8 protein-coding genes are annotated in these 14,238 nt (G+C 69.0%); all 8 read left to right on the plus strand.

Annotated features, from left to right (window positions below; all coding sequences use genetic code 11):
• The first annotated feature begins 4 nt into the window (after positions 1–4).
• Positions 5–397: a (deoxy)nucleoside triphosphate pyrophosphohydrolase gene (locus AWC19_RS15295; RefSeq protein WP_085078907.1), complete on the plus strand. Its 393-nt coding sequence runs from the start codon at positions 5–7 to the stop codon at positions 395–397.
• A 313-nt stretch (positions 398–710) separates the two neighbouring features.
• Positions 711–4,406, plus strand: coding sequence for a nitrate reductase subunit alpha (locus tag AWC19_RS15300; protein WP_085078908.1), 3,696 nt, complete (start codon positions 711–713; stop codon positions 4,404–4,406).
• Positions 4,406–6,064 (plus strand): nitrate reductase subunit beta, encoded by a 1,659-nt coding sequence (gene narH, locus AWC19_RS15305; protein WP_085078909.1) that lies wholly within the window; start codon positions 4,406–4,408, stop codon positions 6,062–6,064. The genes AWC19_RS15300 and narH overlap by 1 nt, the downstream gene beginning before the upstream one ends.
• Complete coding sequence (gene narJ, locus AWC19_RS15310) at positions 6,061–6,720, plus strand: nitrate reductase molybdenum cofactor assembly chaperone (RefSeq protein WP_085078910.1); 660 nt, start codon at positions 6,061–6,063, stop codon at positions 6,718–6,720. The genes narH and narJ overlap by 4 nt, the downstream gene beginning before the upstream one ends.
• Positions 6,721–6,730: 10 nt before the next feature.
• Entirely contained in the window at positions 6,731–7,462 is a 732-nt protein-coding gene (gene narI / locus AWC19_RS15315) for a respiratory nitrate reductase subunit gamma (protein ID WP_085078919.1), read from the plus strand.
• 362 nt (positions 7,463–7,824) lie between these two features.
• Positions 7,825–9,714, plus strand: a complete 1,890-nt coding sequence (gene typA, locus AWC19_RS15320) for a translational GTPase TypA (protein ID WP_085078911.1) — start codon at positions 7,825–7,827, stop codon at positions 9,712–9,714.
• A 61-nt stretch (positions 9,715–9,775) separates the two neighbouring features.
• Positions 9,776–11,668, plus strand: a complete 1,893-nt coding sequence (locus AWC19_RS15325) for an ABC transporter family substrate-binding protein (protein WP_169718118.1) — start codon at positions 9,776–9,778, stop codon at positions 11,666–11,668.
• A 176-nt stretch (positions 11,669–11,844) separates the two neighbouring features.
• Entirely contained in the window at positions 11,845–14,160 is a 2,316-nt protein-coding gene (locus tag AWC19_RS31200) for a PE domain-containing protein (RefSeq protein WP_085078913.1), read from the plus strand.
• Positions 14,161–14,238 lie beyond the last annotated feature (78 nt).

Below are 14,238 nucleotides of genomic sequence, written 5' to 3' on the forward strand. Positions count from 1 at the left end.
GGCCATGCCGACCCAGATCGTCGTCGCGGGGGCCGTGATCAGTGGATCCGCGGTCCTGGTGGCCCAACGCGCCCGGCCCCCGGAGCTGGCGGGGCGCTGGGAACTGCCCGGCGGCAAGGTCGCGCCCGGCGAGACCGAACGCGACGCGCTGGCGCGCGAGCTGGCCGAGGAGCTGGGGTTGGGCATCGGCGACGTCGCGGTGGGCGACCGCCTCGGCGCCGACGTCGCGCTGGACGGGGCGATGACGTTGCGCGCGTATCAGGTACGGCTGTTGCGCGGCGAACCGCGCCCGCACGACCACCGGGCGTTGCGCTGGGTGACGGCGGCCGAGCTGTACGACGTCGACTGGGTGCCCGCCGATCGGGGCTGGCTGGCGGATCTTGCCAGGGCGCTGTGAGCAGGCTCAAATGGAGTCCACAGCCGCCGTCCAGGGAACCTACAGCGCCATCGCAGCTGACACGCGTGAAATCGGGAGGTAACAGCCAACAAGGACCCTTATTCTCGATCTGCATGCCGAGAGCGATACGCGTGGTCACCCCGACGCCTGTGGGCCGCGAAACCGCAGGTCGATGGCACGGCTCGGGCTAAAAACCTACGCCCGGCGAATCTTGTAGGCCGCGCAGGCCTCCCAACGAACAGAACAGCCGGGTCGAACGCATGCCGGGCCCGGCGGCGAGGCGCGACGTCACTTGAGTAGGAGGCTTGACCACTTGACCGTCACACCTCACATTGGTGGACCGATCGAGGAGCTCCTGGAGCGCAGCGGACGATTTTTTACTCCGGGGCGGTTCTCCGCCGATTTGCGCACCGTCACCCGGCGGGGTGGCCGTGAGGGTGACGTGTTCTACCGCGACCGGTGGAGCCACGACAAGGTGGTGCGCTCCACGCACGGCGTCAACTGCACCGGGTCGTGCTCGTGGAAGATCTACGTCAAAGACGGGATCATCACCTGGGAGACCCAGCAGACCGACTACCCGTCGGTGGGGCCCGACCGGCCCGAATACGAACCGCGCGGCTGTCCGCGGGGCGCGTCGTTCTCGTGGTACAGCTACTCGCCCACCCGGGTGCGTTACCCGTACGCCCGCGGCGTGCTGGTCGAGATGTTCCGCGAGGCCAAGCGGCGGCTGGGCGACCCGGTCCTGGCATGGGCCGACATCCAGGCGGACCCACAGCGCCGCCGCCGCTATCAGCGGGCCCGCGGCAAGGGCGGGCTAATCCGAATCAGTTGGGCCGAGGCCACCGAGCTGATCGCGGCGGCCCACGTGCACACCATCAAGACCTACGGCCCGGACCGGGTTGCCGGCTTCTCGCCGATCCCGGCGATGTCGATGGTGTCCTATGCCGCCGGCTCGCGGTTCTACGAGCTGATCGGCGCCGCGATGACGTCGTTCTACGACTGGTACGCCGACCTGCCGGTGGCCTCCCCGCAGGTGTTCGGCGACCAGACCGACGTCCCGGAGTCCGGGGACTGGTGGGACGCGGCGTACTTGATGATGTGGGGCTCCAACGTCCCGATCACCCGGACCCCCGACGCGCACTGGATGGCCGAGGCCCGCTACCGCGGCACCAAGGTGGTGACGGTCAGCCCCGACTACGCCGACAACACCAAGTTCGCCGACGAATGGATGCCCTGCGCCGCCGGCACCGACGGCGCCCTGGCGATGGCGATGGGCCACGTGATTTTGTCGGAATGCTATGTGCAAAAACAGGTTCCGTTCTTTTTAGACTTCGCCCGCCGCTACACCGACCTGCCGTTCTTGATCAAGCTGGAACGGCGCGGCGACATGCTGGTGCCGGGCAAGAACCTCACGGCGGCCGACATCGGCCAGGCGACCGAAAACGCCTCGCTCAAACCCGCGGTGCTCGACGAGGTGACGAATTCCGTTGCCATTCCTCATGGTTCGCTGGGATTCCGGTACGGCGAGGACGGGGTCGGGAAGTGGAACCTCGACCTGGGCGGCCTGGTGCCGGCGCTCAGCGTCCGGGACGGGCACGGCGCCGGCACGGCGTTGGTGCACCTGCCCAGCTTCGACACGGTGAACGGCGAGGGCACCACGGTCGCGCGCGGCGTGCCGGTGCTCCAGGTCGGAAAGCACCAGGTGTGCACGGTCTTCGACTTGATGCTGGCCCAGTACGGCGTCGCCCGGCCCGGGCTGCCGGGGGACTGGCCCACCGGCTACGACGACGCCACCCAGCAGAACACCCCGGCGTGGCAGGAACCGATCACGGGGGTGTCGGCCGCGCAGGCCATCCGCGTCGCCAGGGAATTCGCCCGCAGCGCTGAGGAATCCGGCGGCCGGTCGATGATCATCATGGGCGGCGGCATCTGCCACTGGTTCCACAGCGACGCCATCTACCGGGCGGTGTTGGCGCTGCTGATGTTGACCGGGTCGATGGGCCGCAACGGTGGGGGATGGGCCCACTACGTCGGCCAGGAAAAGGTGCGCCCGCTCACCGGGTTCCAGACGATGGCGATGGCCACCGACTGGTCGCGCCCGCCGCGGCAGGTGCCCGGCGCCTCCTACTGGTACGCCCACACGGACCAATGGCGCTACGACGGTTACGGGGCTGACAAGCTGACCAGCCCGGTCGGCCGGGGCAGGTTCGCGGGCAAGCACACGATGGACCTGCTGGCCTCCTCGGTGGCGATGGGCTGGAGCCCGTTCTACCCGCAATTCGACCGGTCCAGCCTGGACGTCGCCGACGAAGCCCGCGCCGCCGGCCGCGACGCCGCCGAGTACGTCGGCGAGCAACTCGGGCGGCGCAACCTCAAGCTCGCCGTGACCGATCCCGACAACCCGGTCAACTGGCCGCGGGTGCTTACCGTCTGGCGCGCCAACCTGATCGGCTCCTCAGGCAAGGGCGGCGAGTACTTCCTGCGTCACCTGCTGGGCACCGATTCCAACGCTTCGGCGCTGCCGCCGGAGGACGGGGTGCGGCCCGTCGACGTGACCTGTGACGGCGACATCCCCGAGGGCAAGCTCGATTTGATGATGTCGATCGACTTCCGGATGACCTCGACGACGCTGGTGTCCGACGTGGTGCTGCCGGCGGCCACCTGGTACGAGAAGGCCGATTTGTCCAGCACCGACATGCACCCGTACGTGCACGCGTTCAGCGCCGCGACCGACCCTCCGTGGGAAACCCGTTCGGACTACGACGCTTTCGGTGCCATCGCCCGCGCCTTCAGCGCGCTGGCCAAGCGCCACCTGGGCACCCGCCGCGACGTGGTGCTGACCGCGCTGCAGCACGACACCCCCGACGCGATGGCCTACCCCGACGGCACCGAGCACGATTGGCTGCACGACGGCGGCACCCCGGTCCCGGGGCGGACGATGGCCAAAGTCACCGTGGTGGAACGCGATTACACCGCGATCTACGACAAGTGGTTGACCCTGGGCCCGCTCGTCGACCAGTTCGGGGTGACCACCAAGGGTGTGACGGTGCATCCGGTCCGGGAGGTCGAGGAACTGGCCGCCAAGTTCGGCGTGATGAATTCCGGTGTGGCGGCGGGCCGCCCGGCCATCACCACCGCCGAGCGGATGGCCGACGTGCTGCTGCTGCTGTCCGGCACGACCAACGGCCGGCTCGCCGTCGAGGGCTTCCGCGAGCTGGAGAAGCGCACCGGTCAGCGGCTGGCGCACCTGGCCGAGGGCAGCGAGGAGCGCCGCGTCACCTATGCCGATACCCAGGCGCGACCGGTGCCGGTGATCACCAGCGCGGAGTGGTCGGGCAGCGAGACCGGCGGTCGCCGCTACGCGCCGTTCACCATCAACGTCGAAAACCTCAAGCCGTTCCATACCCTCACCGGGCGGATGCACTTCTACCTGGCCCACGACTGGGTCGAGGAGCTCGGCGAGCACCTGCCGGTGTTCCGCCCGCCGCTGGACATGGCGCGGCTGTTCGGCCAGCCGGAGCTCGGCCCGACCCCGGACGGTGCCGGCGGGATCGGGCTCACCGTGCGGTATCTGACCCCGCACTCGAAGTGGTCGTTCCACTCCACCTATCAGGACAACCTGTACATGCTCTCGTTGTCCCGCGGCGGACCGACGATGTGGATGAGCCCTGGGGACGCGGCGAAAATCGGTGTGCGTGACAACGATTGGGTCGAGGCGGTCAACGCCAACGGCATCTACGTGTGCCGGGCAATCGTCAGCCACCGGATGCCTGACGGGGTGGTGTTCGTCTACCACGTACAGGAACGCACCGTGGATACCCCGCGTACCGAGGCCAACAACAAGCGCGGCGGCAACCACAACGCGCTGACCCGGGTGCGGATCAAGCCCAGCCACCTCGCCGGCGGCTATGCCCAGCAGTCGTTCGGGTTCAACTACATGGGCCCGACCGGCAACCAGCGCGACGAGGTGACGATGGTGCGGCGCCGCAGCCAGGAGGTGACGTACTAGTGAAGGTAATGGCGCAGCTGGCGATGGTGATGAACCTCGACAAGTGCATCGGCTGCCACACCTGTTCGGTCACCTGCAAGCAGGCCTGGACCAACCGCAGCGGCACCGAGTACGTGTGGTTCAACAACGTGGAAACCCGCCCGGGACAAGGCTATCCGCGCACCTACGAGGATCAGGAGCGCTGGCGGGGCGGCTGGATCCGCGACAAGAAGGGTCGGCTTCGCCTGCGTGACGGCGGCCGCATCCACAAGCTGCTGCGGATCTTCGCCAACCCCAAGCTGCCCACCATCGACGAGTACTACGAGCCGTGGACCTACGACTACGAGAACCTGACCACGGCGCCGGCCGGTGACACCTTCCCGACGGCCGCGCCGCGAAGCCTGATCAGCGGCGAGCCGATGAAGGTGTCGTGGGGACCGAACTGGGACGACAACCTAGCCGGGTCGCCGGAGATCCTGGCGGAGGACCCGATCCTGAAGAAGGTCAGTGACGAGGTCAAGCTCAAGCTCGAAGAGACCCTCATGTTCTACCTGCCCCGCATCTGCGAGCACTGCCTCAACCCCTCCTGCGTGGCCTCCTGCCCGTCGGGCGCGATGTACAAGCGCAGCGAGGACGGCATCGTGCTGGTGGACCAGGACCGCTGCCGCGGGTGGCGGATGTGTGTGTCCGGATGCCCTTACAAGAAGGTGTATTTCAACCACAAGACCGGTAAGGCCGAGAAGTGCACGCTGTGCTACCCCCGCATCGAGGTCGGGCTGCCGACCATCTGCTCTGAGACGTGCGTGGGGCGGCTGCGCTATCTGGGCCTGGTGCTCTACGACGTCGACCGGGTGCTCGAGGCGGCGTCGGTGGAAAACGACACCGACCTTTACGAGGCCCAGCGCCGAATCCTGTTGAATCCCAACGATCCCGAGGTCATCGCCGCCGCGCGGGCCGACGGCATCTCCGACGAGTGGATCGAGGCCGCGCAGCGCTCCCCGGTCTATGCGCTGATCAACACCTACCAGGTGGCGCTGCCGCTGCACCCTGAGTACCGCACGATGCCGATGGTTTGGTACATCCCGCCGCTGTCGCCGGTGGTCGACGCGGTCAGCCGCGACGGGCACGACGGCGAGGACCTCGGCAACCTGTTCGGCGCGCTCGACGCGCTGCGCATCCCCATGCAGTACCTGGCCGAACTGTTCACCGCCGGCGACACGGGCGTCGTCGAGGGGGTGCTGCGGCGGCTGGCCGCGATGCGCTCCTACATGCGCGACATTAACCTCGGCCGCGAGACCCAGCCGCACATACCGCAGGCCGTCGGGATGACCGAAGAACAGATCTACGAGATGTACCGGCTGCTCGCCATCGCGAAATACGAAGAGCGATACGTCATTCCAACCGCGGTCAGCGCCCAGGCCCGTGACCTGGAGGAGATGGGTTGCTCGCTGTCGGGCGAGGGCGGGCCCGGGATGTACGAGCCCGGCCCCTTCGGTGCTGGCAGCGGCGCCCCGGTGCCGGTGGCCGTGGAGACCTTCCACGCCCTCAAACAGCGCCAGCTCGGTGAAACCGCTAACGGCTCGGAGGGCCCTCGCCGGTCGCGGGTCAACCTGCTCAACTGGGACGGCAACGGCGTACCCGCGGGGCTGTTCCCCGAGCCCAACCCGGTGACGCGATGAGGCTGCTGTCGAAGGACCGGTCCGGCAACCGGACGATCCGCGACCGGGTGGTGTGGCAGGCGGCGTCGCTGCTGCTGGCCTATCCCGACGCCCGCCTGCCCGACCAACTGGACACCGTCGACGAACTGCTGGACCACATAGACGGGCCGGCGGCCGCGCTGCTCGGGCGCACGGTGGCGGCCCTGCGCGCGCGCGAACCGATGGCCGCGGCAACCGAATACGTCGAGACCTTCGACATGCGCCGGCGCAACACCATGTACCTGACCTATTGGACCGCCGGCGACACCCGCAACCGCGGCCGGGAGATGCTGGCGTTCGCCACCACCTACCGCGACGCCGGCGTCGAACCGCCCCGGTCCGAGGCGCCGGACTACCTGCCGGTCGTGCTGGAATTCGCCGCCACCGTCGACCCCGATGCCGGGCGCCGCCTGCTGACCGAGCACCGCGTTCCCATCGACGTGTTGCGGGGCGCCCTGGCCGATGCCGAGTCGCCCTACGAGCACACGATCGCGGCCGTCTGCGAGACGCTGCCGTCGGCAACCGACCAGGAGGCGCGTCGGGCGCAGCGGCTGGCGCAAGCCGGTCCGCCCACCGAAGCCGTTGGGCTGCAACCGTTCATGTTGACCGTACCGCCGAAGCGCAACCGGGGGGCCTGACGTGGTGCACATGAAATTGATCGAAATCTTCTGGGACGACGCGCCTTACGTCGTGCTGGCGGCCGCGGCCGTGGGCACCTGGTGGCGCTACCGCTACGACAAGTTCGGCTGGACCACCCGTTCGTCGCAGCTCTATGAGTCGAAGCTGCTGTCGATCGGCAGCCCGCTGTTCCACTTCGGCAGCCTGGCCGTGATCATGGGCCACGTCATGGGCCTGTTCGTCCCGGAATCCTGGACCCGGGCGGTCGGGATGAGCGATCACCTCTATCACCTGCAGGCGCTGCTGCTCGGCGTGCCCGCCGGTTTCGCCACCCTGCTCGGCATCGGGCTGCTGATCTACCGGCGTCGCACGCGGGGACCCGTCTACCAGGCCACCAGCCGCAACGACAAGCTGATGTACCTCGTGCTGTTCTGCGCGCTGGTGGCGGGGATGTGCTGCACCCTGGCCGGTGCCACCCACTTCGGCGAGCTGCACGATTACCGGCAAAAGGTGTCGGTCTGGTTCCGGTCGATCTGGATGCTCGACCCACGCGGCGACCTGATGGCCCACGCCGCGTTCTACTACCAGATCCACGTCGCGATCGCGCTGGCCCTGTTCGCCCTGTGGCCCTTCACCCGGCTGGTGCACGCGTTCAGCGCCCCGGTGGGCTACCTATTCCGGCCCTACATCGTGTACCGCACCCGCGACGCGGTCGACGAGCACGAGCTGATCGGCTCGGCGCCGCGCCGCCGCGGCTGGTGAGGGCCGCCGCGGCGGTTGGTGAGGGCCGCAGCCGCGGCCACCGCCGCCGCGGAATCCGTGTGACCATAGGGTCACGACACGCCGGGCGGGGCCGCCATACGCTCACACTGAAAGCCGCCTGCTCACACTGAAAGCCGTGTGTTCACACTGAAAGCCGCCGCTGCACACTCAACGGCTCCCCGCCGTTGAGTGTGCAATCTGGGCGTCGCGTCTGCATACTCGGCGCCGACGCACCGGGCGGGGCCGCCCCATGCGCACACTGAAAGCCGCCCTGCACACTCCATGGCTGCATGGGAAGCCGCGCGGCCCGTGCGGTTCGCCCGGTTCGCTATCGACGGCCCCGGACTGCCAGAATCTCCGACGTGCCATTTCGCAACGTCGCCATCGTCGCCCACGTCGACCACGGGAAAACCACCCTGGTCGACGCGATGCTGCGGCAGTCCGGGGCGTTGCACCACCGCGGTGACGACACCCAGGAACGCATCATGGACAGCGGTGACCTGGAAAAGGAAAAGGGCATCACCATCCTGGCCAAGAACACCGCCGTGCATCGCCACAACCCGGATGGGACCGTCACGGTCATCAACGTGATCGACACCCCCGGGCACGCCGACTTTGGCGGCGAGGTGGAGCGCGGGCTGTCCATGGTGGACGGGGTGCTGCTGCTGGTCGACGCGTCCGAGGGGCCGTTGCCGCAGACGCGCTTCGTGCTGCGCAAGGCGCTGGCCGCCAACCTTCCGGTGATCCTGGTGGTCAACAAGACCGACCGCCCCGACGCGCGCATCGCAGAGGTGGTGGAGGCCAGCCACGACCTGCTGCTGGACGTCGCATCGGATCTCGACGACGAGGCCGCCAAGACCGCCGAGCACGCGCTGGGCCTGCCGACGCTGTACGCCTCCGGCCGGGCCGGCGTGGCCAGCACCACGCAGCCTGCCGACGGCGAGGTGCCCGCCGCCGACAACCTCGACCCGCTGTTCGACGTGCTGATGGAGCACATCCCGCCACCGTCGGGGGATCCCGAGGCGCCGCTGCAGGCCTTGGTGACCAACCTCGACGCGTCGACATTCCTCGGTCGGCTCGCCCTGATCCGCATCTACAACGGAAAGCTCCGCAAGGGCCAGCAGGTCGCCTGGATGCGCGAGGTGGACGGGCTGCCCGTCATCACCAACGCCAAGATCACCGAGCTGCTCGCGACGGAAGGCGTCGAGCGCAGCGCCACCGACGAGGCGGTCGCCGGGGACATCGTGGCCGTCGCCGGGCTGCCCGAGATCATGATCGGCGACACGCTGGCCGACCCGGACCACGCCCACGCGCTGCCCCGGATCACCGTCGACGAGCCGGCGATCTCGGTGACGATCGGCACCAACACCTCGCCGCTGGCGGGCAAGGTGCCGGGCCACAAGCTGACCGCCCGCATGGTGCGCAGCCGCCTCGACCAGGAGCTGGTCGGAAACGTCTCGATCCGCGTGGTCGACATCGGGCGCCCGGACGCGTGGGAGGTCCAGGGTCGCGGCGAGCTCGCGCTCGCCGTCCTCGTCGAGCAGATGCGCCGCGAGGGCTTCGAGCTCACGGTCGGCAAACCGCAGGTGGTGACCCGCACGATCGACGGCCAGCTGCACGAGCCGTTCGAGGCGATGACGATCGACTGCCCCGAAGAGTTCGTCGGCGCGATCACCCAGCTGATGGCCGCCCGCAAGGGTCGCATGGAGGAGATGACCAACCACGCGGCCGGCTGGGTCCGCATGGACTTTATCGTGCCCAGCCGCGGCCTGATCGGGTTCCGCACCGATTTCCTCACGATCACGCGCGGCACTGGGATCGCCAATGCCGTGTTCGACGGCTACCGGCCGTGGGCGGGGGAGATCCGCGCCCGCCACACCGGGTCGCTGGTCTCGGACCGTTCCGGCACCATCACGCCGTTCGCGCTGATCCAGCTCGCCGACCGGGGCCAGTTCTTCGTCGAGCCCGGCCAGGACACCTACGAGGGCATGGTGGTCGGAATCAACCCGCGCGCAGAGGATCTCGACATCAACGTCACCCGTGAGAAGAAGCTCACCAACATGCGGTCGTCGACGGCCGACGTCATCGAGACCCTGGCCAAACCGCTCGAGCTCGACCTGGAACAGGCGATGGAGTTCTGCGCGCAAGACGAATGCGTGGAGGTGACCCCCGAGATCGTGCGGGTCCGCAAGGTCGAGCTGGACGCCACCGCGCGGGCCCGCAGCCGGGCGCGGGCCAAGGCCCGGGGTTAACAACTCGGTGGCCGCTGCACGCGTGGTCGGACGGGCCGCTGGCCGCCTGCTCGATACCCTGATGGGCGTGCCGAGACGAGCCCGCCGCATGTTTCTGACGGTCGGCGCGGTGGTCTCGCTGACCGGCCTGGTGCTGGCGGCGTGCACGGTCAGCCCCCCGCCGGCGCCGCAAAGTACCGATACGCCACACAATTCGACGCCGCCGCCGCAGCGGCCCACCCAGATCATCATGGGCATCGACTCGATCGGGGCGGGGTTCAACCCGCATCTGCTGTCGGACCTGTCGCCGGTGAACGCGGCGATCAGCGCGCTGGTGTTGCCCAGCGCGTTTCGGCCGGTGCCCGACCCCAACAGCCCGACGGGCTCGCGCTGGGAGATGGACCCGACTCTGCTGGTGTCGGCCGAGGTGACCAGCCAGAACCCGTTCACCGTGACCTACAAGATCCGGCCCGAGGCGCAGTGGACCGACAACGCCCCGATTGCCGCCGACGACTTCTGGTACCTGTGGCGGCAGATGGTCAGCCAACCCGGGGTGGTCGACCCGGCCGGATACGACCTCATCACCGGCGTGCAGTCGCTCGAGGGCGGCAAGCAGGCGGTGGTCACCTTCGCGCAGCCGTATCCGGCGTGGAGGGAGCTGTTCAGCAACATCCTGCCGGCCCACATCGTCAAGGACGTGCCGGGCGGCTTCGCGTCCGGACTGGCCCGGGCCCTGCCGGTCACGGGCGGCCAGTTCCGGGTGGAGAGCATCGACCCGCAGCGCGACGAGATCCTGATCGCCCGCAACGACCGCTACTGGGGGCCGCCCGCCAAGCCGGCCCTGATCCTGTTCCGGCGGGCCGGCGCGCCGGCCGCGCTGGCCGATTCGGTGCGCAACGGCGACACCCAGGTGGCTCAGGTGCACGGCGGCTCCGCGGCCTTCGCCCAGCTGTCGGCCATCCCCGACGTTCGCACCGCGCGCATCGTGACGCCGCGGGTCATGCAGCTGACGCTGCGCGCCAACGAACCGAAGCTGTCCGACGCCCAGGTCCGCAAGGCGATCCTGGGTTTGCTGGACGTCGACCTGCTGGCCGCCGTCGGCGCCGGCAGCGACAACACCGTCACCCTGGCCCAGGCCCAAATCCGTTCCCCGAGCGATCCGGGATACGAGCCGACGGCGCCGCCCGCGATGACCACACCGGCGGCGCTGGCGTTGCTCTCGGCGTCGGGCTACCAGGTGGAGACCACCGCGTCGGCATCCCCGGTGCCCACCCCGGCCGGTACCAGCCCGCCGGAGGTGATCCGCGGCCGGATCAGCAAGGACGGGCAGCAACTCTCGCTCGTCATCGGCGTCGCCGCGAACGACCCGACGTCGGTGGCGGTGGCAAATACCGCCGCCGACCAGCTGCGCAACGTCGGCATCGCGGCCAACGTGCTGGCGTTGGACCCGGTCCTGCTGTACCGCGACGCGCTGAACAACAACCAGGTGGACGCGATCGTCGGCTGGCATCAGGCCGGCGGAAACCTGGCGACGTTGCTGGCCTCCCGCTACGGCTGTCCCGCGCTGCAGACGACGACGGTGCCCACCTCCAACGCGGCCACGGCCGCCACCTCCACACCGGCCGCTTCCACCCCGCCCGCCGCGCCCAACACCACCGGCACCACGCCGACACCCGCGCCGCCGAGCCGCCCGCCCGATCCCGGCGCTCTGGTGCAAGCGCCGTCGAACCTCACCGGGATCTGCGACCGCAGCATCCAGTCCAACATCGACGCGGCCCTCAACGGCACCAAGAGCATCAGCGACGTAATCACCGCGGTCGAACCGCGGCTGTGGAACATGTCGACCGTGCTGCCGATCCTGCAGGACACCACGATCGTCGCCGCGGGCCCCAGCGTGAAGAACGTCAGCCTGTCGGGCGCGGTACCGGTCGGCATCGTCGGCGACGCCGGACAATGGCTCAAAACCGGGCCGTAAGCCGGTGGACCGAAAGTAACGAATTAATTACGAAACAATCGTTCGTAATATCTTTTAACTGAGTTAATGCAAACACGCGTTTTCAGCCCGGCACTTCGATACGCTGCGGCCATCGCGACACTCGCCTAATCGGGGCCGGCGGGGCGGTCGACGTGTGTTGAGCCGGGGAGGTAGCAGTGTCTTTTCTCATCGCAGCGCCAGAGTTCATCGCTGATGCCGCAACGGATTTGGTGAACATCGCTTCGTCGATCGGATCCGCCAACGTCGCGGCGGCCGCCGCGACGACGTCGTTGCTGCCCGCGGCCGCCGACGAGGTTTCGGCGGAAATCGCCGCACTATTTTCCTCGCACGCCGTTGGGTACCAGCAGCTTAGCGCAGCGGCGGCGGCCTTTCACGAGCAATTCGTCCAGACTTTGAGTCTCGGTGCGGCCAGCTACGCGACCGCCGAGGCGAACGTCGTGCAGGGATTGGCGGCCGCGGCGCCGGGGTTCACCGTGGACCTCAGCGCCGGGCTGGCGGGGCTGGGCGCCTCGATCAGCACCGAGCTGGCCGCGCTGGGTTCCTCGATCAATGCCGCGCTGTCGGCTTCCTTCGGCGCCAACCTTGGGGGGCTGGCCCCGCTCGGTGCGGCGATCGCGACAGACTTCAACAGCGGCCTGGCGGCGCTGGCGCAGACCGGCGGTGCCGTCGCGACGAACATCGGTACCGGGCTTTCGGGATTGGCGGGCGGGTTCAACGCCGCACTGCCCGGGCTGTCGGCCAGCCTGACCGGCGGCCTGTCCGGCCTGAACGCCTCGCTCGGCGCCGCGCTGTCGGGCGGGTTGAGCGCCAGCTTGGCGGGATTGGGGCCGCTCGGCGCGCAACTGGCGGCCAGCCTGAATGGCAACCTGTCCGGGCTGGCGCAGCTGGGTAACGCGTTCGCCGCGAGCGTGGGCGGCGGGCTGTCGAGTCTGGCGAGCAGCCTCGGCCTTGCGCTGCCGGCCCTGGCCGGCGGGTTGACCGCCGCGCTGCCGGGGCTTACGGCCAGCCTGAGCGGTTCGCTCGGGGGGCTGAGCGGTGCGATCAACGCGGCGCTGTCCGGGGGCTTGAGCGGCAGCCTGGCGGGGCTGGGGCCGCTCGGTGCGACGCTGGCCGCGGACTTGAACGGCGGGCTGGCCGCGCTGACGCAGACCGGCGGAACACTGGCGGCGAGCCTGTCGAACCTGGCGGGCGGCTTGAGCGCCGCGTTCCCCGGGCTTTCGGCCAGCCTGACCGGCGGCCTGTCGGGGCTGAACGGGGCGATCAGCACCGCCCTGTCGGGTGGCTTCGGCGGCAGCCTGGCGGGGCTGACTGCCGGGCTCAACGGCCTGCTGCAAACCGGCGCCACGCTGGCCGGTCTGCCCGCCCTGAGCGGTGGAATTGCCTTGCCCGCCAACCTGGGCGCCCTGTGCGCCGCCTTGGGCTTAAGCCCCACCCTGGGCGCCAACATCATGGTCGGCCTCAACGGTCTGAGTCTTCAGCTCAACGCGGCGTTGAACGGCGGCATCAGCGCCGGGCTGGCCGGGCTGCCCACGCTGCTCGCCAACGCGATCGCACCGTGGCAGGTGCTGTTGACCGCGCCGAACATCCCCGCGTTCTTCGCGCAGCTGCAGGCGATGGAGGTGGGCTTCAATACCTCGCTGATCACCAACGAGCTGCTTTTGAACACGGCGGTGGTGACCCAGGAGACGGCGCTGGAGACGGCGCTCTTCGGTGGCACCGGTGCGCTGGGCGGCGCGCTCGACACCTTCTTCAACTTCTGGAACACCGTGTTGCTCGGCATCCCCGAGGCGACCTTCGACAGCCTCTTGGGCGCGCAGCTGCCGTTCGGCGGCGCCATCGTTGCCAGCCTCGCGATGGGCGCCCCGGCCAACCTGATCGCCGGCGGCGAACTCGGCGGGCTGCTGGGCGCGGTGGACACCAAGTTCCTGTGGGACCTCAGCGCCATCAGCGCGGTGGCAACGTCGTTGACCGGCAATGGATCCCTGCAGGCCGCCCTGGCCGGCGCGATCAACACGGCCGGGCTGCAGGCGTCGTTGACCGCGGCGCTCAACGGCTCGCTGTTCGCCACGACCCCGGGGCTGACGCTGGGGGCGTCGCTGGTAGCCGCACCGACGGCGGGGTTGCAGGGACTCGCTTCGGGCCAGGTCGGCTTTTTGACCAACCTCTTGACATCGGAGGTGAATTTCAACACCAACCTGTTGACCAACGAGATCGCTTGGGAAACAAGCACTTTCGGGACCGCGTCCGCCTTCAACGGTGCACTCAACCGGCTGTTCAACGTGGGCAACCTGGGCGTGAGCACCGGCGAGCAGACCGTCAACAGCTTCCTGAGCGGCGTACAGGCACCGCCGCTTTTCCTGACCGGCAGCGCAGCCCAGGTGTTCAACGCCGGCGACATCGGCGGCCTGGAGGGCATCTTCGACCAAAGCCTGGCCGCTGGCGCGGACGTGGCTGGGATGTTCGTGGCCTAGCTGTACCCGGCCATAACGTTGGTTACAGGCGGCTGATGGGTGGTAGGCCGCTGAGTGCGCTGTGGCGGCGTTGAGTGT

The sequence above is a fragment of the Mycobacterium palustre genome, from assembly GCF_002101785.1.
Taxonomy (GTDB): Bacteria; Actinomycetota; Actinomycetes; order Mycobacteriales; family Mycobacteriaceae; genus Mycobacterium; species Mycobacterium palustre.

Excerpts from the sequence above, each read along its gene's own strand:
- AWC19_RS15295 (WP_085078907.1), top strand. The coding sequence starts at position 5 with ATGCCGACCCAGATCGTCGTCGCGGGGGCCGTGATCAGTGGATCCGCG.
- narJ (WP_085078910.1), top strand. The coding sequence starts at position 6,061 with ATGAGGCTGCTGTCGAAGGACCGGTCCGGCAACCGGACGATCCGCGAC.
- narI (WP_085078919.1), top strand. The coding sequence starts at position 6,731 with ATGAAATTGATCGAAATCTTCTGGGACGACGCGCCTTACGTCGTGCTG.
- AWC19_RS15325 (WP_169718118.1), top strand. The coding sequence starts at position 9,776 with ATGGGCGTGCCGAGACGAGCCCGCCGCATGTTTCTGACGGTCGGCGCG.